This is a genomic window from Paraburkholderia sp. FW306-2-2C-D06C, from assembly GCF_058781505.1.
Genome location: NZ_JBYSWU010000030.1, coordinates 13,219 through 35,390, shown reverse-complemented (window position 1 = coordinate 35,390; position 22,172 = coordinate 13,219). Strand labels below are relative to the sequence as shown.

The 22,172-nt window shown below is 59.6% G+C and carries 20 protein-coding genes and 2 pseudogenes; 9 read left to right on the top strand and 13 right to left on the bottom strand.

The genetic code is table 11. The annotated features are described in order from the left end of the window. Window positions 1-20: 20 nt before the first annotated feature. The 3 genes from AC3WLT_RS22120 to AC3WLT_RS22110 all read right to left on the bottom strand — a co-directional run bounded on the left by AC3WLT_RS22120 (window position 21) and on the right by AC3WLT_RS22110 (window position 1,759). Complete coding sequence (locus AC3WLT_RS22120; RefSeq protein ID WP_492593825.1) at window positions 21-1,007, bottom strand: zinc-dependent alcohol dehydrogenase family protein; 987 nt, start codon at window positions 1,005-1,007, stop codon at window positions 21-23. A gap of 96 nt (window positions 1,008-1,103) precedes the next feature. Further along, window positions 1,104-1,379 carry a DUF1488 family protein gene (locus AC3WLT_RS22115; RefSeq protein ID WP_492593824.1) on the bottom strand — a complete coding sequence of 92 codons (276 nt, stop codon included), beginning with the start codon at window positions 1,377-1,379 and terminating at the stop codon, window positions 1,104-1,106. Between the two features lie 218 nt (window positions 1,380-1,597). Beyond that, a complete protein-coding gene (locus tag AC3WLT_RS22110; RefSeq protein ID WP_492593823.1) occupies window positions 1,598-1,759 on the bottom strand; it encodes a hypothetical protein in 162 nt (53 codons plus the stop codon). 176 nt (window positions 1,760-1,935) lie between these two features. Between AC3WLT_RS22110 and AC3WLT_RS22105 the strand changes: the two are divergent. The 3 genes and pseudogenes from AC3WLT_RS22105 to AC3WLT_RS22095 all read left to right on the top strand — a co-directional run. After that, window positions 1,936-2,253: pseudogene (locus AC3WLT_RS22105) on the top strand (c-type cytochrome); the annotation flags it as partial. Window positions 2,254-2,313: 60 nt separating this feature from the next. Beyond that, window positions 2,314-2,571: pseudogene (locus tag AC3WLT_RS22100) on the top strand (c-type cytochrome). A 571-nt stretch (window positions 2,572-3,142) separates the two neighbouring features. Then, a complete protein-coding gene (locus tag AC3WLT_RS22095) occupies window positions 3,143-3,490 on the top strand; it encodes a carboxymuconolactone decarboxylase family protein (RefSeq protein WP_492593822.1) in 348 nt (115 codons plus the stop codon). A 1,109-nt stretch (window positions 3,491-4,599) separates the two neighbouring features. Here AC3WLT_RS22095 and AC3WLT_RS22090 read toward each other — a convergent pair. From AC3WLT_RS22090 to AC3WLT_RS22080, 3 genes are read right to left on the bottom strand one after another with little or no spacing between them, the layout of a single operon-like run. Beyond that, window positions 4,600-5,307 carry an RNA polymerase sigma factor gene (locus AC3WLT_RS22090; protein WP_492593821.1) on the bottom strand — a complete coding sequence of 236 codons (708 nt, stop codon included), beginning with the start codon at window positions 5,305-5,307 and terminating at the stop codon, window positions 4,600-4,602. A 33-nt stretch (window positions 5,308-5,340) separates the two neighbouring features. Beyond that, the gene (locus AC3WLT_RS22085) at window positions 5,341-5,673 is read right to left on the bottom strand and encodes a cupredoxin domain-containing protein (protein ID WP_492593820.1); all 333 of its coding nucleotides are present in this window, start codon (window positions 5,671-5,673) and stop codon (window positions 5,341-5,343) included. 34 nt (window positions 5,674-5,707) lie between these two features. Further along, entirely contained in the window at window positions 5,708-6,241 is a 534-nt protein-coding gene (locus tag AC3WLT_RS22080; protein ID WP_492593819.1) for a DUF4142 domain-containing protein, read from the bottom strand. On the opposite strand from AC3WLT_RS22080, the gene AC3WLT_RS22075 reads away from it, so the two are divergent. Continuing rightward, the gene (locus AC3WLT_RS22075; protein WP_492593818.1) at window positions 6,240-6,377 is read left to right on the top strand and encodes a hypothetical protein; all 138 of its coding nucleotides are present in this window, start codon (window positions 6,240-6,242) and stop codon (window positions 6,375-6,377) included. The two genes, AC3WLT_RS22080 and AC3WLT_RS22075, sit on opposite strands and share 2 nt — an antisense overlap. 17 nt (window positions 6,378-6,394) lie before the next feature. Here AC3WLT_RS22075 and AC3WLT_RS22070 read toward each other — a convergent pair whose 3' ends face one another. The 7 genes from AC3WLT_RS22070 to AC3WLT_RS22040 all read right to left on the bottom strand — a co-directional run bounded on the left by AC3WLT_RS22070 (window position 6,395) and on the right by AC3WLT_RS22040 (window position 15,756). Then, entirely contained in the window at window positions 6,395-8,194 is a 1,800-nt protein-coding gene (locus AC3WLT_RS22070; RefSeq protein ID WP_492593817.1) for a chloride channel protein, read from the bottom strand. A 6-nt stretch (window positions 8,195-8,200) separates the two neighbouring features. Beyond that, entirely contained in the window at window positions 8,201-8,614 is a 414-nt protein-coding gene (locus tag AC3WLT_RS22065) for a MarR family winged helix-turn-helix transcriptional regulator (protein ID WP_492593816.1), read from the bottom strand. 87 nt (window positions 8,615-8,701) lie between these two features. After that, window positions 8,702-9,868, bottom strand: coding sequence for an HPP family protein (locus tag AC3WLT_RS22060; protein WP_492593866.1), 1,167 nt, complete (start codon window positions 9,866-9,868; stop codon window positions 8,702-8,704). 157 nt (window positions 9,869-10,025) lie between these two features. Further along, window positions 10,026-11,381, bottom strand: a complete 1,356-nt coding sequence (locus AC3WLT_RS22055) for a sigma-54-dependent transcriptional regulator (RefSeq protein ID WP_492593815.1) — start codon at window positions 11,379-11,381, stop codon at window positions 10,026-10,028. After that, on the bottom strand, window positions 11,374-13,254 hold the full coding sequence (locus AC3WLT_RS22050; protein ID WP_492593814.1) for a sensor histidine kinase: 1,881 nt from the start codon (window positions 13,252-13,254) through the stop codon (window positions 11,374-11,376). Before AC3WLT_RS22050 ends, AC3WLT_RS22055 begins: the two co-directional genes overlap by 8 nt. Window positions 13,255-13,360: 106 nt before the next feature. Next, window positions 13,361-14,716 (bottom strand): 2-hydroxycarboxylate transporter family protein, encoded by a 1,356-nt coding sequence (locus AC3WLT_RS22045; protein WP_492593813.1) that lies wholly within the window; start codon window positions 14,714-14,716, stop codon window positions 13,361-13,363. Window positions 14,717-15,348: 632 nt separating this feature from the next. Then, complete coding sequence (locus AC3WLT_RS22040) at window positions 15,349-15,756, bottom strand: DUF3579 domain-containing protein (protein ID WP_492593812.1); 408 nt, start codon at window positions 15,754-15,756, stop codon at window positions 15,349-15,351. 785 nt (window positions 15,757-16,541) lie between these two features. Between AC3WLT_RS22040 and AC3WLT_RS22035 the strand changes: the two genes are divergently transcribed. The 5 genes from AC3WLT_RS22035 to AC3WLT_RS22015 all read left to right on the top strand — a co-directional run bounded on the left by AC3WLT_RS22035 (window position 16,542) and on the right by AC3WLT_RS22015 (window position 22,157). Then, on the top strand, window positions 16,542-18,263 hold the full coding sequence (locus tag AC3WLT_RS22035; RefSeq protein WP_492593811.1) for a methyl-accepting chemotaxis protein: 1,722 nt from the start codon (window positions 16,542-16,544) through the stop codon (window positions 18,261-18,263). A gap of 15 nt (window positions 18,264-18,278) precedes the next feature. Beyond that, the gene (locus AC3WLT_RS22030) at window positions 18,279-18,653 is read left to right on the top strand and encodes a hypothetical protein (RefSeq protein ID WP_492593810.1); all 375 of its coding nucleotides are present in this window, start codon (window positions 18,279-18,281) and stop codon (window positions 18,651-18,653) included. A gap of 169 nt (window positions 18,654-18,822) precedes the next feature. Continuing rightward, window positions 18,823-19,998: a porin gene (locus tag AC3WLT_RS22025; protein ID WP_492593809.1), complete on the top strand. Its 1,176-nt coding sequence runs from the start codon at window positions 18,823-18,825 to the stop codon at window positions 19,996-19,998. A gap of 116 nt (window positions 19,999-20,114) precedes the next feature. Beyond that, on the top strand, window positions 20,115-21,848 hold the full coding sequence (locus tag AC3WLT_RS22020; protein WP_492593808.1) for a methyl-accepting chemotaxis protein: 1,734 nt from the start codon (window positions 20,115-20,117) through the stop codon (window positions 21,846-21,848). Between the two features lie 12 nt (window positions 21,849-21,860). Next, on the top strand, window positions 21,861-22,157 hold the full coding sequence (locus AC3WLT_RS22015) for a hypothetical protein (RefSeq protein ID WP_492593807.1): 297 nt from the start codon (window positions 21,861-21,863) through the stop codon (window positions 22,155-22,157). Window positions 22,158-22,172: the final 15 nt, after the last annotated feature.

The following is a 22,172-nucleotide window of genomic DNA, read 5'->3' as shown; positions in this document are numbered from 1 at the left end:
GCCCCGGCGACCCAGCCGCGCTAACGGATGGTCAGCACCGCCGCACCGGTCAAGTTGCCATCACGCAGATCGCTTAACGCCCGGTTCGCGTCGGTGAGCGCGTAGGTCGTCGTTTCGATCGCGAGGCGCGTCTCGGCCGCAATCCGCATGAAGGCGAGTCCATCGTCGCGAGTCAGATTCGCAACCGACACCACGCGCCGCTCGCCCCACAGAGACGCGTAAGGAAACGACGGGATGTCACTCATGTGTATCCCGCCGCACACCACCACGCCGCCTTTCGCGACCGCTTTCAACGCCTGCGGAACCAGCGCGCCGACAGGCGCGAACAGCAGCGCCGCATCCAGTTCGCTGGGCGGCGCCTCGTCGCTGTTGCCCGCCCATGCTGCGCCGAGGCGCAACGCCAGTTGCTGGGCCGCATGGTCGCCCGGGCGCGTGAACGCGTACACCGTGCGTCCCTGACGACGCGCGACCTGCGCGACGATATGCGCGGCGGCGCCGAACCCATAGATGCCGATCCGCTGCGCGTCACCCGCCATGCTCAGCGTGCGGTAGCCGATCAGGCCGGCGCACAGCAGCGGCGCCGCTTCGATATCGGTGTATTGCGCAGGCAGATGGAAGCAGTAGCGACTGTCGGCGACGGTGCGCTCGGCGTAACCGCCATCGATCGTGTACCCCGTAAAGCCGGGCTCGTCGCAGAGATTCTCCCGCGCTGACAGGCAGTAGCGGCAATGGCCGCAGGTATGGCCGAGCCACGGCACGCCGACCCGGTCGCCGACGGCGAAACCCATGACACCCGCGCCGAGTTCGGCTACGGAGCCGACGATTTCGTGGCCCGGAATCACCGGCTGCCGGGGATGCGGAAGCTCATGGTCGACCAGGTGCAAATCCGTGCGGCACACGCCGCACGCATGGACATCGATCAGGATCTGCCCCGGACCGGGTGTGGGATCAGGCACTAGCGATTCATGCAGCGACGTCGCGCTGCCGTCGAAGACCATCGCACGCATTCAGTTCTCCTTGACCTTGCTGGCCCGGCGCATGCCGCACGCCTGACAGACGCGGCGCCGCGGCAGAGGCGCGGCCGTCGGCCGGGTCATACGGATTCACTCGAAAAAACGAAAAAAACCGCTGTGCATGAGCACCGGTTTGCCGCCGACCTCGCCGAGCAGCCGCCTCGCCGCATGTTCGATGGGATGCCGGTTCGAATTGAACGCGGCAATCAGATCGTCTTCACGCAGCGAAGCAGCGCCGAAATGATCTTCGAGCGCTTCCGCCGTGATCGCGCACTGCACGCGCTCACCATCCACTTCGGCCGGGAACGCGACGACGAGATCGCGCGCGCAATATTCCGGACGCTCGTGGGGAAAATGAATCTTCATGACCGCCACCTGATTCAAAGCGCGGAAATGCCAGGCTCCAAGGGGCGCGTTTGCGGACCCGCGCGTCGCGCGCAACGCTCCGAAGCGGATGCGGCATTCGCGGCGCCCGCTTGTCAACATCATAGGAGTTATGCGCGACCCGTCAAATCCCGTCAAATTCAGGCCCTGCGACCTGGTTGATCGAAGTCAATTCCAGCGCCGCATGGCGCAATCGGTTGTTATGCGCTCTCGCCCAGCGTATGGAACAGTTCTTCCTCTTGCGCGCAATGCAGCCGCACGATTACATCGAGCCCGTACAGCAAGCGCTGCAGTTTGCGCAGACTTCCTGGATCAGGGCCTCCGGGCGCCACGTCGGCGGTCATCCGGTTGATCAGGCGCATGACTGGTGCTGTCGACCGGCCCCTCATTGCCCTCCAGTTTGATGGGGAACAGTACCCGAACCGTTTTGTATGTGTGAAACCGCACGCCTGCCTTCAACTTTCCCTGCGCCGAGCCTGGATAGCTCACATGCTGACCAGATGGCCCGGCCGCTGATATTTTCGATCCGCTCAGCCTGATGAGAACGCGCATGAAAAAGATACTTGCTGCATGGATGCCAGCGATCGCGCTGCTTGCCGCAACTGGCACAGCCTTGATGCTGCCCGCTCCCACACGCGCCGAGGATGGCGCCCGCCTTGCCATGCAACTCTGCTCCGGCTGTCATGGCGTACACGGGCGCAGCGAATCGCCGATGTTTCCGAAGCTCAACGCTCAGACACCTGAATACATCGAGGCCCAGCTCAAGGGATTCCGCGGACACGCGCGCGGCGAAACCGCTGCCCGCGATTACATGTGGGGCATGGCCGCAATGCTGGACGACGCTGCCGTCAAATCGCTGGCCGACTATTACTCGCGTCAGGCGGCAACGCCTGGTGCGGCTGGTGATGCCACCTTGATGGGCAAGGGGCAGGAAATCTTCGAACACGGTGTGCCGGACAAGGGGGTACCGGCCTGCGCTTCATGCCACGGCGCGCAGGCCTAGGGCGCCGGTACTTTTCCGCGCCTCGCAGGGCAGCATCAGGAGTATCTGCTGCGTCAGATCGAGGTCTTCCAGAACGGCACCCGCGCCAACGCGCCCGTGATGACCGCCGTCGCACACACGTTGAATTCCGAACAGGCCAAGGCCGTTGCCGCCTATCTGCAATCCAGATAAGCCATTGCCAGTTTTTGCGGTCGACGGGCGCTGATCCCATGGACCACCACGTCCGCACAGCCGTTGCCCCCCATCAAAGCTGTGATCGGGTAAGAAGCGCATTGACTTGACATGGTTCAACGGACGGGGCTACGTGCTGTGAGTGCGCGGTGTTTCAGGGCGCAACCCGCACCACAAATCCCAACGTATGTTCGGTCGCTCAAACGAATCTCGCCGTTCAAGCCAGACGTGAGCCGTAGCGGCGAGCTCATTTGACCTGCATCAATATGCATCGCCGGCCCAGACGTAGTCTGATATGCGGGTCCGTCTCCACCTTGCTGTCGTCAGAAACATCGTCCTGGGTATACATGACGCCCGGGCAACTTCGGCAGCGGCAATACATGACCGACTAGTACCTGCGGATGCAGCAGGAGATGATGAACGACATGCTGTGGCAGCAACAGTACCGGATGGGGCCGCCTGCCGGAACGCAGTAAACGTATCAACGTCGAGCGATGCTTCGGCTACCGGGGGGCGAAGCATCGCCGGCAATCGGCCGGTTTCCAGCGCTAGCCAAGCTACAGGAGCAGAGATGAGTGGTATTCCCGACTACAAAGAACTCACGAGCGCAGTTGCCCTTCAAATGCGAGCGATGCGCACATCGCAACCGGATTTGATGAATGCATTCAGCCAGCTCACCGCCGCGGGTACGAAAGACGGCGCGCTGGACCGGAAGACGCGGGAGTTAGTGGCACCGGGGATTGCGATTGCCTGTCGTTGCGATGATTGCATCGGTTTTCACGTGCAGACACTGGTGAAACTCGGCACGACAAGAGCCGAGGTCGAGGACGTGCTCGGCACCGCCGTCTATATGGGAGGCGGCCCGTCGATGATGTACGCCACCCATGCGCTTAGAGCGTTTGAGCAGTTTTCGTCCTGAACGGACTTCAACGTATTTGCTTCCGCAAGACTCATTCGCTGGTAGCGCGCGATGCTATTCAGATCCTGGCTGCACCATGCCGGGGTGATGCGCAATATGCGAATGTCGTGTTTCAGCAAGAGTGATCCGGGCGATTCTGTATAACCCGAAAGCGACGGGCAGGAACAAAGTCTCGTTGTCCCAGGTATCGTGAAAGTGGTTGCCGCCGCGCGTCTCAGCTCAGATGCCCGAACCTGCCTCACAGGCGTTTCGATCGATTCGAACCTTTGCACGCAAAAATCGCCTCCGGCTTCGTGCGTACGCTTGCCGTCTGCGCCCACGCAAGCGTGCAGGACGCAAGCCGGCAGTGTGCCGCTGCCATTCTCTGGCGTCATCCGCGAAGCCAATCATGATCTGCTCGCCCTCACCGGTGTCGAGAAACTCGTCGACCGCACGTGATCCGGCTGACACGGACCGTTGTTTGTTCATGCTTCCACCTTCAATGTTACCCGGACTGGTCTGGGGGTTTGGATCGAATACATCAGGCATTGCGATTGTCTGGCAGCCGTTGCGTCAACATCGGCTGATCCAATGCCGCCATGACGTCAGCGAGTGTTTGTTGCCGCGACCCGGAGCCCGATACGCAACTGAGCCGACATCGACGGGTTGGTTAAGCGCAAAAAAAAACGCCCCGAGAACCAACCATGCGTGCCGATTGCTCGGTCGCACAGCTGGCGCTCAGGACGCCGTTGTCCCCGCAGGTCGCTTGATACAAGCGGCCGGTCGAAATTCGCTACGTCGGAGCCCCCTTTGGCCCCGTCCCGCTCGACGCAATATCCATGCCATAAATCAAACAAACACGCATCTTTCGAGCTTCTCCGTCAGGCGCGTCAACGAACCCTCCGTGGCGCCTGACAAATCTGCCGCGTCATCGAAGTTCGCGAAAACGAGTTCGCTTAACATAGGACGGTCGATGAAATGGGGACAGCTCATGGCGCACGGATTGATGGCCTGAGACGACCCGTTGTGGTGCAATGCCGAGTACCGGGCACCACCGTTGTGCGAGACGCCAACCTGTAATCCATTGCCAATGTCGGCAGAGAGAAAGCCCAGATGCATGCATCCATGCTCTATGGTTGCCCGCCTCCGCCCTGCTCCTTCGTCACTCGCGACAACACGCTGGCCACCACGCGGTCGCAATGAGTGCCGCCGAACTCAAACAGGTCGCGCTCCGCGAGATCGATCTCGCGCGCGAGCGATTCACGTAGCAGGCCTCTCGCGCGGAAATGGCGGCTACGTACAGTGGCCTCGGGAATATTCAGGCACGCCGCGGTTTCCTCCACGCTCATTTCCTCGACGGAGCGAAGCACGAAAACCGTGCGGAAGGCGTCGGGCAGTTCATCCAGCTTGCGCTCGAGCAAGGCACGCATTTCCGCACGTGCAACCTCCGCCTCAGGCGGACCTGCGTCAGTCGTGATCATTGCATCCGCATCCACGTAAGCGTCCAGATCCACGATTGGGATCACGTTCTGACGGCGAGCGTGCCGGCGCTGCCGCCCCCGACACTCATTGAGCACCAGTCGCGAGAGCCAGGTGAACAGCGCGCACTCGCCTCGAAATCGCCCAATGGACCGGTAGGCCGACAGATACGCCTCCTGCAACGCGTCCTCGGCTTCCGCATCATTGCGCAGCGTGGCACGTGCAAGCCGGTACAAGCGCCGGTTGTGTCGGCGCATCAGCAGTTCGAAGGCGGCCTGGTCGCCGGCTGCAACGCGGCGCACGATTGCCTGCTCGTCGTCCACGGGGCGTGTCTCAAATGCCGCAACCAGGTTTGTCATCAATGCCTCGCCTTCCCTTCCCGCTTTACCGTTCTACCGCACAATCAGCATCCCTTGCATCGTGGGGTGGAAACGGCACCGATACGGATAGTTGCCTGACTTGCGCGGCACGTAGGTCCACGACGCACCTGGAGCGATGCTGCGTGAATCGATCGCCATGGAGTTGGCGCTCGCCGTGTGCGGAGTCAGATCCTTGTTGGTCCATATCACACGATCTCCGGGCTGCACCGTCAGCGTTGGCGGATTGAATTGCATCCCCTCGATGGCGACGACATATGTCGCCGGCGCCGCCTTCGTATCGCGCGCTGTTACAGCGAGGCTACCCGCCACGATTGTGCAGGCGAGCACCCAATCTCTTCGCGCCATGTACCGGCATCGAGCCTGGCTGGAAACCGAACGGTCAGCCACCGCTTTTCCCCAACGAAGCCTGAATCATCTTCGCATGCTCGAGATGAGCGACAAAGGCCGGCCGGACTTTGAGCAGCAGGGCCTTCAACTCCGCGTTCCGCGCATTCGGGATCAGCGTTTTGTCGAGCGCGTCCAGCACCGCTTCGTGATATGTCACTTCATGATCAATATACGCCTTGTCGAACGCCGCGCCATCGAGCTTCTTCAACGTCGCGACATTGGCCTGGCCGCCTTGCGCGAGGTTCTGGCTCGTTGCGTTATCCTCCGGCGTGACATTCAGCCGGTGGACGAGATCAGTGGCCGCCTGGTTCACGGCACTGTGGTCTGTCACCATGCGTTGCGCGAATGCTTTGACGTCTTTCTTTCCGGTCTTCGACTCCGCAAGTTTCGCTGCGTCGATATCGACCTGATTGGCCGTCACGACGATCGCTGCGATCTGCGGGTCAGTCGGGCCGGCAGTCTGCGCCCACGCAACGAGGCTGACAAGCGCCAGCGTGCCTGCCCATCCGGCATGAATCAGTTTCATGAGCTGTCTCCCAGTGATCATCGAAAGTCGACACCTGCCCGGCGGGCTGTTTCTCGATTCGACTTTCGATGTGGGGATAGATGTCACCACCGCCACCCGCGTTCCCGATGCCGACGGCGGCGTAGTTCGCTCGTAGTTCGCTCGTAGTTCGCTTTATCCCGGCCGCCGAGCCGGCGGGAAGCGCTTGGCGTTTCGGCTGAACTTCACCTGGCGGAACCGCTCCTTCTTGTGCTCCTCTTCGAAATGCGCGAGCGATGGTTTGATCAGATCGCTTCGCGACACGATGCCTACCAGCCGCAAACTGTCCCGATCGGAGACCACGGGCAAACGTTCAAGACCCTGCACGGCGAGCCGGGTTGCGACGAGCCGGCAAGTCTCTCCCGGCAGCGCCACGACCGGCGTGCTGCCGCGCAACACGTCGACGAGGCGCGCGACGAGTTCCGGTCCGCTTCCATCGCTACGGAATTGCTCGAGCACCGCGCGATCAACGGTACCGACCAGCACGCCCTTTTCGATAACCGGATAGGCGCGATGCGTTTGCGTCGAGCCGAAGTACGTCGCAAGCACGTCGCGCACGGACATGCCGGCATCAATGGTCTGAACTGAGCGCGACATCACCTCGTCGACATGGTGGCGCTCAAGCGGGTCGACGCCGTATTCGCGGTAAATGTGATATCCGCGGCGAGCGATTTTTTCCGTCATGATCGAGCGCCGCATGACCACCGTCGCGAAGCCGTGTGCGACGAGTGTGGCCGCCAGCAACGGGAGCAAAGCGTTGCTGTCATGGGTCAGCCCGAATGCGAATACGATCGCCGTCAACGGCGCGCCGAGGGTCGCGCCAAGCGTTGCGGCCATGCAGACAAGCGGCCACAGCGCAGGCTCGCCGCCCGGCAACACATGGCCGAGCACCGTGCCAAGCCCGGCCCCCAGCATGAGCAGCGGCGCAAGCACCCCTCCCGAGGTGCCGGAGCCCAGTGCGACTACCCAGATCACGGCCTTCACAATCAGGATCGCGAGAGCGATCTGCAGCGCGATGTGCTGACGCAGCAAGTCACCGATTACGTCGTAGCCCACGCCGAGTGCGCGAGGCTCGATGAATCCGCCGATCCCGACCACGAGGCCGCCAATGGCGGGCCACCACATCCAGTGAAGCGGCAGTTTGCCGAACAGATCTTCCGTCTTGTACAACGCAGCAGACAGACCGGAAGCCAGCGCTCCACTCAGCAGCCCGGCAATCACGCAGGACACGAGCGACAGCGCATCAGGCGGCGCCGTTTCGAGCGGAAACAGCGGACCTGTACCGAAGAACGCGGCCCGCGCAAACCCGGCGACCGCGCAGGCCAACGCGACCGGCAAAAAACTGCGAGGCCGCCATTCGAACAACAGCAGTTCAACCGCCAGCAGCACGGCGGCCACAGGCGTGCCGAAAACGGCCGTCATCCCCGCTGCCGCGCCGGCGACCAGCAAGGTCTTGCGCTCCGCGGAAGTCAGCTTCACGCACTGTGCGATCAGCGAGCCGAGCGCGCCACCCGTCATGATGATCGGGCCTTCCGCGCCGAATGGCCCGCCGCTGCCGATCACGATGCCGGACGACAGCGGCTTGAGGATGGCGACTTTCGGCGACATGCGGCTCTTGCCGAACAGGATGGCTTCGATCGCTTCCGGAATGCCATGTCCGCGGATTTTTTCCGACCCGAAGCGGGCCATGAGGCCGACGATCAGACCGCCCGCCACCGGGATCAGAATCACCCAGCCGCCGAGCGTGTTCTGTGCCGGCGACCGGTCCGCTAAGGAGAACGCGCCGAAGAAGAAAAGGTTGGTGAAGAGGTGAATCAGGCTCAGCAGCACGAAGGCTGCGAGCGTACTGAGCGCGCCGATGCCGGCCGCAAGCGCCGAAATACCGGGAAGCCGCCCGTTGACGGAGAAATCGCGCTTATGGGGGTCGAGGCTCATCGTGATTCAGAAATCGATCTGAGGGACATTAAAGGCGCCCTTGAGCGACTTCAACTCGGCGCGATGCATCTCGGCAAGCCGCGCAAGTACCTGTTCGCCCGCTTTCAGCAGATGAACCTCGACCTGACGGCGATCCGTATCGCTGATCTTGCGTCGCACGAGTTCGAGTGCCTCGCAACGCGACACGAGCGCCACCACGCCGTGGTGCTGTGCCTGGAGCCGTTCGGCGAGTTCGCCGACCGTCGCCCAGTCGCGCGCCGGATAGCCCTTGATGTGAAGCAGCAGCAGATACTGCAACGGCGTAATACCTTCGCCTTGCGCGGCCTGTTCGGAAAATCGCTCAAAGCGTCGCATCTGATAGCGAAACTCGGATAGCTGCTCAAAGTCCGCCTTGGTCAAGCCGCGAGCGAGTGTTTTCATCGAAGCTCCGTTGAAACAGGGAAAAGGTCGATAATATCACATTGTGATATTTATGCTCGCATTCATCTGCGGTAAAACCGGCAGCCGTTATGCCGCGCGTTGCTGCTGAACGTACGCCTGACGATAGAGGCCCGTAATAAGGTCCGCCTGCGTGATCATCCCGGCGAGCCGCTCCTCGGCATCCAGCACTGGAATATGGTGGTGTCCATAGTTTGCGAAAATGGGCAGCAGTTCGACGATGGGCGTCGTCGTGCCGACGGTACGAACATCAGCATTCATCCATGGGCCGACCACCGGCACCGCGCCCGTACCGCGCGCAAACCAGCGGCACAGAAATGACGACAGGACGGACACATCCGCGGCCGCCGGTTTCTCGACGAGATCCGCTCGCGTCACTATCCCGATGACGCGCTGGTCCGCGTCGGTCACCGGAAGTGCCTTGATACCGTGCTGTTTGAGCAAACTCAATGCCGCTGAAATCCGTGTACCCGCTGACACGGCGATCGCGGGGCGCGACATGATGTCGGCGCAGGTCAATTCGTGGAACGTGCGTGCGTAGGCCTGCAACTGGACGTCGCGCAACAGGGACTCGAGATCCTCGAGGTCGATGTCCAGCAATTCACCGCGCCGCCTCACTACCGCCTCGAGGTCCGCGCGTGTGAAACCCTCTTTTGACGTTTCGGGGGAACCGACCGGTCCCTTTCCCGAGCCATGGTGGGCGGCGTGCGGATAACGGTGGCCGGTGACGGCGTGGTACACGATCGCGGCACACAGAAGCGCTGCGGACTGGAGGGCTATCGGTTCGGCCACGAACCGATAGCCCAGTGCATGAACGGTCGGACCGCCGAGGACCGCAGTCAGTGCGACCGCACCCGATGGCGGATGAACACAGCGCAACGCAAACATCAGACAGATCGCAAGCGCGACAGCCAATGCCGCCGCGTCGACCGGGTTGGAGATCCAGCTTGCACAGGCGACGCCGATCGTGGCAGAAACGAGATTGCCGCCGATGATGGACCACGGTTGTGCCAGTGGACTGGCGGGAACCGCGAACAGCAGCACAGCTGAAGCACCCATCGGTGCGACGAGAAGCGGAATGCTTGCAGCTGGTCCGAGCAGGACGTGCATTGCCCCGCCAGTGAACGCGATCCCAAGCAACGCGCCGAGGCATGATCGTATGCGCTCCGGCCACTGGACGGCGATGGGGCTGGGAGTAAAGCTGGAAAACCAGCGGATGACTGCGTATCGGGACAAGATTAGACCAGGAATGTGGGTAGGTGGCATCGCAGGAGGCGGGTTCACACGTTACGGTCAAAACCTCGCGAAACGAAAGAACGTGTGGTCATTATTATATTTCATTGTGATATAAAAGCGGATTCTCCGCTGTTGCGATACGCCGACCGCGACCGCGTCACTCTGATTCGGCCTGTGGTTCCCGGGTCGGAATCCTGAACTGGCGAATCTTGTGATAGAGGGTCTTCCGCGGCATGCCTAGCGCTTCACTGGCCGCGCCGACATTGCCATGATGGCGTTGCAGCATTTCTTCGATCAATACTCGTTCGAAGCGTGCCGTCTGTTCTGCAAGCGTGCCGGATATCCCCGCCGGGTTGGCATCAGATATGAGCCTGTCGCCAACCAGGCCCAGCACGAAGCGGTCCGAGACGTTCTGCAGTTCGCGCACGTTGCCCGGCCATTGATGGGCCATCAGTTCGGACACCTGCGATGCGGAGAGGATCGGCGCGGCTTGCCCAAAGCGCCGGGCTGCGGCGAGCACAAAGTGCTCGAACAGCAATGGAATATCTTCGCGGCGTTCGCGCAACGGCGGCAGATCGATTTGCGCGACGTTCAACCTATAGAGGAAATCCGTCCGGAAGCGCCCTTCTTTCGCAAGTTCCGTAAGATCCGCCTTGGACGCCGCGACGATCCTGCAGTCGACCGGAATCGACTCATTAGCGCCCAACCGTTCGATGTGGCGCTCCTGCAGGACGCGCAGCAGCTTGATCTGCAGGGCAACCGGCATGGTTTCGATTTCGTCAAGAAAGAGCGTGCCGCCGTGAGCCCATTCGATCTTCCCGACCCGACTCTTGAGCGCACCGGTAAATGCCCCAGCCTCATGACCGAAGAGTTCGCTCTCAAAAAGCTGCTCAGGCAACCCTCCGCAGTTGAGCGCGACAAAATGACGGTCGCGCCGCTGGCCAAAATCATGCAACCCACGCGCGATCATTTCCTTGCCGGTTCCCGTCTCGCCCGTGATGAGTACCGATACGGCGGTATCCGCGAGCCGCAGGATTTTCTTGCGGACTTCGGCAATCGCAGGCGACTTGCCTAGCACCATGGCCTCGATACCGTGCCAGTTACGCAGCGCGTCGCGCAGACCCTGTACTTCGAGCGTCAGACGCCGTTTCTCGACGGCGCGTGCGACCCGGCTCGCAATGTGTTCCGACGAGAACGGTTTTTCAATGAAGTCATAGGCGCCGAGGCGCATCGCGCCTACCGCTGTCGAGATGTCCGCGTGACCGCTGATCAGAACCACTGGAATCTGCGCATCGACCGCCAGCACACGTTCGAGCAATTGCAGCCCGTCGATGCCCGGCATCCGGACATCGGACACGATTACCACCGGTGCGCCTGGCGCGACCTCGGCCAACGCCGAGCCCGCCGATTCATAAGCCTGAACCGGATAGCCGGCCAGCGCAACGGCCTGCTCGACGCCGAGCCGGACGTTCTCATCGTCTTCGACCACTACAACACGAATCTCATCACCCATTGGCTTTCCCTTGCACCGTTGTCGCTACGAAATCGATCCTGAACTGCGCGCCACCGCCGGGGAGGTTCGCCGCCGAGATGCGGGCGCCGAACCCCTCGACAAGACGCGATGTGATCGCCAGACCAAGCCCCAGACCCCGCCCCCGCGGTTTTGTCGTTACAAACGGCTCGAACAGATGAGCCAGTACCTCGGGGGCAATGCCAGGGCCGCTATCGCCGATCGTGAACATCACGCGGCCGTGCTCGTCCGCCTCGTGCGCATCAATGGCAATCGTACGCCGTGCCTCGGACGCGACGGCATCAAGTGCGTTGCCAAGCAGGTTAACGATCACCTGCTGCAGCTGACTCGGCTCCGCATACACTGTCGTACCCGCGGCAACGTGCGTGTCGAGTCGCACCTGTTCGTCGCGAATTCGTGACTCGTAAATCAGTACGGCGTGCTTCACCGCGTCATTCAGCGACACTGGGACCCGTTCGACGCCCGGCCTGCGCGCGAAGGTCTTCAATTCGCCGGTGAGTAAAGCCATGCCGTCGACCAGGCGCGAAATACGTTCGAGATTGGCGATTGCGGATGCGGGCTGATCGCGCTCGAAAAACGTGCGGGCGTTGTCGGACAGTGTCCTGATTGCGACCAGCGGCTGGTTCAGTTCATGCGTCAGCCCCGCTGCCATCTGTCCCAGCACTGCCAGCTTGCCCGCATGCACCAGTTCCTGTTGCGAATCGCGGAGTGACTGCTCTGCACGTACACGTTCGGCGATTTCCAGCCGCATCCTCGCGTTGGCACCTGTCAGCTCTGCTGTGCGTTGCTGCACGGTGACTTCCAGACGCTCATTGGCGCCGCGCAAGGCATCCTGGGCGTTCAGCTTCTCGGCAATCGCGCGACGGTGCTGGATCGCATACAGGCCATAGAGGCCGGCGATCAGAAAGAGCCCGGTGACGAACGCGAATGCCACGTATTGCTGGTGCCGCGCCGGTGCGACGTCGAGCAACACGATGATCGAATCGCCAGCTTGCGGCGCCGGTCCCGACAGGGCAAGAAAGCGCTTGTAGCGGCCAGGATGGGTCCAGTCGGGAAAGTGAGCAAACCAGCCCGCCGCGCCCCAATCGCCAAGCCGCCGATACAGCAGCGGCTCGACCGCTCGGCCCGCGTATTGCCGCGACGCCTGAATCTGCGTCTGCCGGTCCGGCGTGATGGGTCTCAGCGCCATGAATTTCCACGCCGGGACCGTGGAGATGACGATCACGCCGTTGGCGTCGATGACCATCGCGGCCTCGGCCGGCACCCTCCATGCGGATTCAAGCGCATCGACGCTGACCTTGACCGCCGCTGCCCCGATCGGCCTGTCGGCCTCGCGCACCGAACTCGCAAAATAAAGACCCGGTACACCTGTGTTGGTGCCGATGCCGAAAAAGCGCCCCGAGCCATGCGCGAGCGCGTCCTTGAAGTATGGGCGGTACGATACATTCGTACCTACAAAGCTCACCGGCTGATCCCAGTTGCTCGCGGCGATCACGGTGCCATGCGGCTCGATCAGGTAAACCGCGACGCTGCCCGCCTCGCGGTTTACCGCGGCCAGATAGGTGTCGACCGTGTGTAAAAACACCGGCTGCACATCGGCTCGCGCGCGCAACAGCGCATGTACACTGTCCTGCCGCGCAACGATGCCGGGCAGCATTTCGTAGCGGCCCAATTCACTTTTCAGGCTCGCGGCGTAGAGATCGAGGCGGTGACCGCCGACCGCCGCAATTGCGCTAACCGAGCGCTGCCACGCGGCCTCGATCGCTACGGCAGCCACGCCGGCGTATAGCGCCGCTGCGGCCAGCCATCCCCACAGCGGAATACCGCACACTCTCGCGTGCACGAACGACCTCATTGAAACCTCGCAGGCGACTGACGCCGGCCAATTCTCGCAAATCGCCAATCCGGCGTACAGCCTATTCGCGCAGGCGGTCGTTCAGCATCCAGACCGCATCGGCGCGTCATCCAAAGTGCGCAAGCACGATCAGCGTCGCGGTAACGACGATTGCGCCTCCAATGCGCGTGGCGATCTGCGCGAACGGCATCAGTTGCATCCGGTTTGCCGCTGTCAGAATCGCGACGTCGCCGGTTCCCCCCTGACCGCTATGGCATGCGTTCACGATCGCCGTATCGATTGGGTGCATCTTCAGCATGAACGCCGCCGCAAAGCCGCTACCCATCAGCGTCACAACTGTTGCAACGATGGTGACGATATTGGCCAGGGTGAACGCCGCGACCAGTTTGTCCCAAGGCGTCATCGCGACACCGATTGCGAACAGCAGCGGGTAAGTCACCGCCGTCGAAAAGAACTTGTAGACGACAAAGGCTCCCTCCTGCAACGGTGGCGATACCGCCCGTGCGAGTTTGACCAGCACCGCGATGAACAGCATCGCGACGGGCGCCGGAAGCCCGAACAGGTTGCGACACATCAGCCCCAGCAGATACAGCGTAATGGCTGTGATCCCCGCTGCTGCGATGTGGGTAACGTCAACGTGTCCGGTGAGTTCATCATGCACCGGGCTCATCTCGTCCTGTTCGCCGACTTGCAGGCGCCCTTGCCCGGTGAGGTGAGGAAAGCGTTTGCCGAGCATGTCGAGCGCACCGGACAGGACAATTGCGGTGAGGCTGCCCAGCATCACCGGCGGCAGCACTTGCGCGAACAACTCGCCTTGTGGCAGATGAAGAATTTCTGAGTAGCCAATCGACAGAGGAATCGCGCCTTCACCGACGCCGCCCGCCATGATCGGTACGACGATGAAGAAGAACGTATGATGCGCGCCGAGTCCGAGCGCGGTTCCGACAGCGGTCCCAACGATCGCAGCGGCTACAGAACCGACCGCGAGCGGAACGAAAATCTTCAGGAAGCCCTGGATCAGCACACGGCGATCCATGCTGAGAATGCTGCCGACAATAATCGATGCGATGAACAGATACAGGAAGTTGGTCGACTTCGTGAAGTCCATCGTCAGGGTGAGTATCGGTTTCGGCAGTAAGTGGTAATAGGCCAGCGCGGAAGGAATAAACGTTGCAAAGATCGCAGCCGCGCCGATATTGCGGAACAGCGGCAAGCGCTTGCCGAATTCCGCGCACGTGAAGCCGAAGAATGCGAGTACTGCGATCGCCATCGAGATCTCGCCAGGCACCTTGCCAGAGATCACAAAGCCGACGATCAACGCGAGCAGCGCGACATAGATTGGCAACGGGATGATGCCGATCCGGAATTCCATCAATTTCCACCAGCCCTCCGGCCAGAAGCGGGTTTTGGCTTCAATGAGTTGTGCCGGTTTCGGCTGTGACGTGTGGGGTGTGCTGTGCACGTATGTCTCCTGACGGTTCAAGGACCCTTAACGCAGTGCAATGACGCGTTACGGCTTTCGAGTTGATTAATACGGGTGACCATGCAGCGAACGCATGTCCGCTTGCGGTGGCGCCTGACGGTTATAAATGGCGGCCTTGCTGGTCGCTGTGGCGTATGCCGCAATGTATCCATCGACAGACGCACGTATCCCAACCGCGGGAAACAGGCGGGTATACGATCTCGATGACGGGTAGATTGGCGGGCGTTGCGGATAACGTCACGCGGTCCTGCGAGAGGGAACAAGTATGATCATTGCGTTGTCTCCATGAGCGCGGCGTCGCATGCCGCTTTGAGGTCGGTTCCGAGCGCGGGCTATGCAGTCCCGATCGGAGGCGTTTGTCGGCGGATAAAGGCAAGAGTCGGGCCAGCCAGCATCTGTTTTTTCGCGCCTCTATGTGCCTGTTATCGTTATGTTTTTTTTGGCCCGTGGCGCAGGACAATTGGCTTCTGGCTCAAAACTCAGAATTCGGCGGCCGGGTAGGCTGAGATCTCAGCCACCGCAAAACGCACAGTAAACCGCGAACCAGGACCATTGGTTCACCGGCGCCTTGACTCGCATACACATCCCGGATGCTGCGTGCGCCGACGTTTTCAACCTGATGCTTTGGGTGACCGAGGTAGCGAGTTCATCAGGGTCGATGTGCTCGTCATGGCAGCCGCTGCCACCTTGTCGATACCGTGTCCGCCCAGTCCGTCAGACGGTGGCGTGCAACGAATTTCCATCGGCAAATCGTTATCCTCAGCGAACCTCGCGACGAATTCAAACGCAGCTGGGCAAATCAGCGGAAGATCGCCGGAAACCAGCAGGCACTTGACGTCGGCCTGGACGATTGGCATCGCTAACCGTGTGCAGGCGATATGAATGCCCGGCCGGCGCTCGCCAACGAACAGAGTGATGACACCGGTCAGCCGTTCAGCCCAGTCGCCGGGCCGGAATGTCTTGCAACTGGACGTGATGCCCTTGATCAGAAAGTGTTGGGTACCGAAGTGTGCAGTCATACTTCTACAGCCGATAGTTCGGACGACGAGGCTCGTGATCCAAGCCGCGCGAAGCGGCCAGATGCACGATCCCAAGGGCCAATGAGTTGCAGGCATCACGATCAAGGTCGCGCGATCGCGCAGGCAAGATAGATAAAGTCATTGCGTTGTCTCCGTGAGTGCGACGTCGTGGTCGCGTCGATGTCATTCCAGTCACGGCTCTCCGGTCTTGATCGAAGGCCGTCTGCAGGCAGAGGTCTCGCAAGGGCTATGCCAGGTAGCCGCGATCATGCGCGCTTCTATTCTTTTGTTTTTTCAATGCTTTTTTCGTTGTCACACGGCGAAGAAGGGGTTCAGTCGCAAACCTCGGAATTTGGCCTCCAGAATGGCCGAGATGTCAGCCATCCGCGTGTCGCGCAGCCAAGAAAAGACAGGGTAATCCGATTCACCAACGCTACTGCCAGACAGGTCTCTGTGACGCCTGCACCTCGCGCTATGTTCATTCCGATTTTCCCTATCCAATAGTCAGCAATTGCCCGTCGGTATTTCCCTACAAAAAAATCAGGACATTCTTTTTTTGAGCGCTTGCGTGGAAAAATCGTATTTCGAGTTGCACCGTTGATGGCTTATAGAAAGCCAAACCGTGCTAAGCAAAATTTCAATTGGTCTACTTTTGTGATTTTTTACTTGATAAGCGGAAATCACCCCTTCAGTTGCAGTAGGTCCTGCCGTATACCCATTGATGTGTCGGGGCCATAGGCCCTTTCCCACAAGACCTTGAATACTCAAGCAACGAAGGAAGCAACTTGAACAGCTTTACACAAACAATCAAATTCAAGATCGTCCTCGCTTTTGGCGTATGCATCGCGCTAATAGCGGTAATTGGCCTATTCGGGACGTTTGGACTATCCAGATTGAACTCGAACATGAGCGACGCCTATTCCGGCAATACTGTTCCGATTGCCGATCTATCAGACGTTCGTGCGGCCCAGCTCAATGTACGTCTCATGCTGAGGCGCATTCAGGTATTCCGCGATCCAGCTAAAACGGCGGAATCCGTTTCGAGCATTCAAACCGCTCTCGAACGTCTCGACAAGTCGTGGAGCCACTATTACCCGGACGGCATATCCAGCGATAAGGAACGCGAGATCGCAGACCGGATCAGGAGCACCCTGCCCCAGTTCAAAGCAACAACGAACGAAGCGGTAGCCGCCGCTAGTGCGGGCAATTTCGACGCGCTTTCTTCCGCAATCGACAAGGTGACTCCTGTGGCCGCGTCATTGAATGACGCGCTGGACCAGGACGTTACGCTCAATATGGATCAGGCCAAACAGTTTGCCGACGATAGCGAATCGACCTTCAGAGCCTTTTTCCGGATCGCAATCGCGCTGGTTGGTGTGGGCATCCTGGTCGCCGTCGGTGCGTCCGTCTATCTGCTACGCGCGATCTCGAATCCCCTCAACAAGGCCGTAGACGTTGCAAACCATATCGCCGCCGGCAGGCTGGAAAATCAGATCACGGTGGATTCGCGGGGCGAGTTCGGCCAGCTTCTCGAAGCGCTGAAGAAAATGGATCTGCAACTCAGCGATACGGTGCGCGGAATCAAGACCACCACTGAATCGGTCTCGGTGGCGTCGCGGGAAATCGCTAGCGGCAACACCGATCTGTCGGCGCGTACGGAGGAACAGGCCGCGTCGCTTGAAGAAACCGCGGCAAGCATGACGCAGTTGACGGAAACGGTGAAGCAGAACGCCGACAATGCACGTCAGGCGAATGCGCTGGCAACACGTGCCACCGACATCGCCGACGCAGGTAACGAGGCTGTCCAGGGCATGGTAGGAACGATTGAAAAGATCAGCGGCAGTTCAACCAAGATTTCGGATATCACCGGTGTGATCGAAGGCATTGCCTTCCAGACGAATATCCTTGCACTGAATGCCGCTGTCGAAGCGGCTCGTGCAGGCGAACAGGGACGTGGCTTTGCCGTCGTTGCCAGCGAGGTTCGCAGTCTGGCCCAACGTTCTGCCACTGCCGCGAAAGAAATCAAGGAGCTGATCGGCTCGTCTGTCGCGATGATTCAGGACGGGTCAAAGCAGGCGTTCGAAGTTAGCGCGACCATGGGTCAGGTCAAACAGGCCATCAAGCAGGTCTCCGATATCGTCGGCGAGATCGCAGCCGCTTCTGAAGAACAGAGCCGTGGCATTGAACAGGTGAATCAGGCTGTTGGCCAGATGGATGAAGTGACGCAACAGAATGCCGCGCTCGTTGAACAGGCTGCGGCGGCCGCGCAGTCGCTCGAAGACCAGGCAACCAAACTGACGGACGCCGTATCGGTATTCAAGGTCGCCGACACGGGGCAATCCACGTCACGAATGGTTATTCCTCAGAGCAAGCCTCGCCTGCCTTCGCCAAAGATTCAAACAATGCGTCGCACAGAGTCTTCAAAGCCGAAGACTGGACCGTCCACCATTGCTGAACAGCCCGCTACCGCCGTCGATACGGCGAACGCCGACTGGCAAACCTTCTAATTTTGAGCGGACGACATGCATAACGCCTTCAGTATGCAGAGCGACGACGCAAGCCTCCAGACCCCAAGAGGTTCGGCAGAGCAATCGGCGTTCGTCTCGCATACCCATTCTGAAAAAGTAAACCACGACACGTTGCTCGATTCGCTTGTGACCCTGTCGAAGGCAAACGGTACCGCCGTTGTTCAACATGGCGCACGCCTTGCTGTTCTTGGCGAACTACTCGCTGCCCTGTTGATGCACCTGCCGCACTCCATGCGAGTCGCTATTGCCACGTCGTTCCGCGACAGGATTGAGGATCTGATGTCCCTGAGCGACGACAGGTGCTTACCTGAAAAATACCATTCCGCACTATTAATCGAGGTCAATCGTTACCTCAACGCACTCCGGTAACCCGATCGCGCGGGCAGTGTGGTCCATGGCTCAACTCGACTCCGGCTAGAGCCAGTGTCGTCATGTTCACGCGCCCCTTCCGGGGATGCCGTTACACAAAAATCAGATTCACCGCACGCCGATTTCACTGCAATAGCCTTCGCTTACCGGCGCATATACATATTCCGCCGTGTACACAGGCTATTGCTATCAACGCCATGTTGTTAACTTCACAAGAGTATCAATTTTGAAAAGACGGGTATCAGGGATATCGCTTGCAGCAATTAGCTACTTTTCCTGCGGCACAGCTTACGCGGACCGGTATGAAGGCGTGGTCAGCGACTCCACCACGCTCTATGGAATCGTCAACGACGATATCGATTACGTTAGCACCAGGAGCAAACGTCAGGGTGTTAGCGCAACGCGGATCAATTCCAATTCGTCCAGATTCGGCATCCTTGGCAGCGAAAATCTGGGCGGCGGTTTGTCGGCGATTTTTCAGATCGAAAGCAAGGTCAACGCCAGCACTGGGACAGGTGCATTCGCCGCCCGCGAAACGTTTATTGGACTTCATGGTGATTTCGGCGCGCTCAAGCTGGGCAATATGGATCCGCCGATTGACGAGGTAAAGGGCTTTTACGGCAACGCTCCGACCGGCGTTACCAGCATACTGAGCACACAGGCGATCATCAACAACAACTCGGGCGACGCCTATGGCGACAGCAATGCAGGGGTCAATAACGGTTTGCCCACGATGAACGACACGATGCCTAACGCGATCAAATATGAGTCGCCAAAGGTGAGCAATCTTTACGTCGATCTCATGTATGCGCGTCCAAAAGGCCAGAATCCCGGATTCGTACCCTATAACGTCGGTGGCGACATTGTCTACGCAGACGGCAGGATCAAGGCTGCACTCGCAACGCAACGCAATTTTGGCGTGCGTGGCCCGGGCTTGAATGACTCAACCTACCTTCTAACGGGAGGCGTCACCTTTTGGAAAACCTACGCGGCCTTGGTATTCAGCACTTTGAATGCCGACTATGCGGGCGGAACCGTCAGGCGTAACTTCTGGGGTGCGTCCGTGACGCAGAGTGTTGGCCTCGGGAAAATCTATGCTTTTTATGGCCGAGCTGGGAACGGGAGTCTGGACAAACCTGGAATGTCCCAAACGGGTGCCAGCATGTTTGAACTTAGCTACACCTATTACCTGTCCAAGCGGACCTCGATCTACACCGGCTTCGTCAGAATTATCAATGAGGCGAACGCTACTTATCAGTTGGGTGTCAACGGCGTGAAAGGTGGCTCAACCGATGCGGGAGCCAGCGTCTCCGGCTTCATCGTTGGGATCAAGCATAATTTTTAACCCCGCTCGAGGATGAACAGGTTTGCGTGCCGCCGCCACAGACCTGACGGCGTTAGCTCTTCTTCTTCAAACACGAGGCTCAGTCCACGTGTGCCCTATTTGACAGGTTATTCACCATGAAATGGTTCTATGATTTGAGGATTGCGAACAAGCTGGTGACCGCGTTCATCGCGATGCTTGCATTGACGTCGATGCTCGGCGTTTTCTCTATTTTGCAGCTCTCGTCAGTCAGCAGCACCTCTTCGGATATCGCAACCAACTGGCTGCCGGGCATCAGCAATGCTCTGAAGATGAAGGTAACGCTGGCACGTTACCGCCTTTCCGAATTGCAGCACATTCTTGCCAGTGAAGATGATGTCCTTCAGGACGAGGCAAAAAGTCTTGACGTTCGGTTAGTCGAATTACGGAAATATAACCAGGCATATGATGCCGTCAATTCCAGTTCGGAAGACAGGGGGCTCTCGCAAGAATTCGAGAAGACTTTGTCAGCCTACGCGGACGAGAGCAAGAAGGTCATCGCGCTATCCGGCTCCGGGAAGAAGGAAGAAGCGCGCCTCCTGATCAGAGCTGATTCCACCCTGCTATACCGGAAACTCAACAATCAAACAGACAGGATGGTGACGCTCAATGAGGAACGCGGTCTGCAATCGGCGACGACAGCAACTGCTACGTATGCCTCGGCGCGCACCTGGATCATTGTCCTGCTGGTCGGCAATGTTGTAATTGGTTTGCTGCTCGCGTTGTGGCTTGCCCGCATTGTGTCTCGTCCTCTGAATCAGGCCGTGAAGGTTGCGACCCGTGTAGCCGAGGGTGACCTTACTGCCGACATTGCGGCGACGTCGAAAGACGAAACCGGTCAATTGATGCTGGCTCTGAAAGCAATGAATAGTAGCCTGACGAGAATTGTCGGCGGAGTACGACTTGGTACTGACAGCATAGCCACAGCATCCAGCCAGATCGCAACAGGTAACTTGGATCTATCGTCCCGCACCGAAGAGCAAGCGACATCGCTTGAAGAGACCGCGGCAAGCATGACGCAGTTGACGGAAACGGTGAAGCAGAACGCCGACAATGCACGTCAGGCGAATGCGCTGGCAACACGTGCCACCGACATCGCCGACGCCGGCAACGAGGCGGTCCAGGGCATGGTAGGAACGATCGAGAAGATCAGCGGCAGTTCAACCAAGATCTCGGAAATCACCGGTGTGATCGAAGGCATTGCCTTCCAGACGAATATCCTTGCACTGAATGCCGCTGTCGAAGCGGCTCGTGCAGGCGAACAGGGACGTGGCTTTGCCGTCGTTGCCAGCGAGGTTCGCAGTCTGGCCCAACGCTCTGCCGCGGCCGCAAAGGAAATCAAGGAGCTGATCGGGTCGTCCGTGGCGATGATTCAAGACGGCGCGCAACAGGCTGCTGAAGCCGGTGCGACCATGGGTCAGGTCAAGCAGGCGGTCAAACAGGTCTCCGATATCGTGGGAGAAATAACAGCCGCATCGGAAGAGCAAAGCCGTGGCATTGAACAGGTGAATCAGGCTGTTGGCCAGATGGACGAAGTGACCCAGCAAAATGCGGCGCTCGTCGAGCAAGCGGCCGCCGCCGCGCGCTCACTTGAAGAGCAGGCGCTGAGTTTGAAGGATGCGGTCTCGGTGTTCAAGGTCACCGAAACAGGTATCTCTGCGTCACGAGCGGTGATTCCGCAAAGCAAACAGCGCGCGTCCGCTCCGAAAACTTTAACCCCTCGGCGCACAGCTCCGGCCAAACTGAAAACAGCTTCTCAATCACCCAGCGCCGCGACTAGCACCGGCACGACCGTCCCGGCGGATGCAAGCGCCGACTGGGAAACGTTCTAAGGAACCATGGTTTTGAATAACACCGAAGCGCTCCTGCAATCGCTGACCGAACTGGTAACGTCGAACGGCAAGGCCGTTTCCCGTTTCGGCGCACAGGTTGTGGTGATGAGCAAATTCATTGATGCCACGTTTCCACACCTCACAGCAACGCAATGCGAGGAGATCACGAAGGCATTTCGTCACGGGATCGAAGACACGATGTCGCTCATGGATAACATACCCCTGCCCGCCGAATATCACTCAACGCTGCTGGTACAGACCAATACCCTACTGAACGTGTTGCATGGGAGGAGCACAACTCGCCAGTAACGCCCCTTTCGGGAC

Coding starts and splice junctions, on each gene's coding strand:
- AC3WLT_RS22115 (WP_492593824.1), bottom strand. CDS start 1,379: ATGAAGATTCATTTTCCCCACGAGCGTCCGGAATATTGCGCGCGCGAT.
- AC3WLT_RS22080 (WP_492593819.1), bottom strand. CDS start 6,241: ATGAAACTGATTCATGCCGGATGGGCAGGCACGCTGGCGCTTGTCAGC.
- AC3WLT_RS22065 (WP_492593816.1), bottom strand. CDS start 8,614: ATGAAAACACTCGCTCGCGGCTTGACCAAGGCGGACTTTGAGCAGCTA.
- AC3WLT_RS22120 (WP_492593825.1), bottom strand. CDS start 1,007: ATGCGTGCGATGGTCTTCGACGGCAGCGCGACGTCGCTGCATGAATCG.
- AC3WLT_RS22110 (WP_492593823.1), bottom strand. CDS start 1,759: ATGCGCCTGATCAACCGGATGACCGCCGACGTGGCGCCCGGAGGCCCT.
- AC3WLT_RS22055 (WP_492593815.1), bottom strand. CDS start 11,381: ATGGGTGATGAGATTCGTGTTGTAGTGGTCGAAGACGATGAGAACGTC.
- AC3WLT_RS22050 (WP_492593814.1), bottom strand. CDS start 13,254: ATGAGGTCGTTCGTGCACGCGAGAGTGTGCGGTATTCCGCTGTGGGGA.
- AC3WLT_RS22040 (WP_492593812.1), bottom strand. CDS start 15,756: ATGACTGCACACTTCGGTACCCAACACTTTCTGATCAAGGGCATCACG.
- AC3WLT_RS22095 (WP_492593822.1), top strand. CDS start 3,143: ATGAGTGGTATTCCCGACTACAAAGAACTCACGAGCGCAGTTGCCCTT.
- AC3WLT_RS22030 (WP_492593810.1), top strand. CDS start 18,279: ATGCATAACGCCTTCAGTATGCAGAGCGACGACGCAAGCCTCCAGACC.
- AC3WLT_RS22070 (WP_492593817.1), bottom strand. CDS start 8,194: ATGAGCCTCGACCCCCATAAGCGCGATTTCTCCGTCAACGGGCGGCTT.
- AC3WLT_RS22020 (WP_492593808.1), top strand. CDS start 20,115: ATGAAATGGTTCTATGATTTGAGGATTGCGAACAAGCTGGTGACCGCG.
- AC3WLT_RS22090 (WP_492593821.1), bottom strand. CDS start 5,307: ATGACAAACCTGGTTGCGGCATTTGAGACACGCCCCGTGGACGACGAG.
- AC3WLT_RS22075 (WP_492593818.1), top strand. CDS start 6,240: ATGAGCTGTCTCCCAGTGATCATCGAAAGTCGACACCTGCCCGGCGGG.
- AC3WLT_RS22085 (WP_492593820.1), bottom strand. CDS start 5,673: ATGGCGCGAAGAGATTGGGTGCTCGCCTGCACAATCGTGGCGGGTAGC.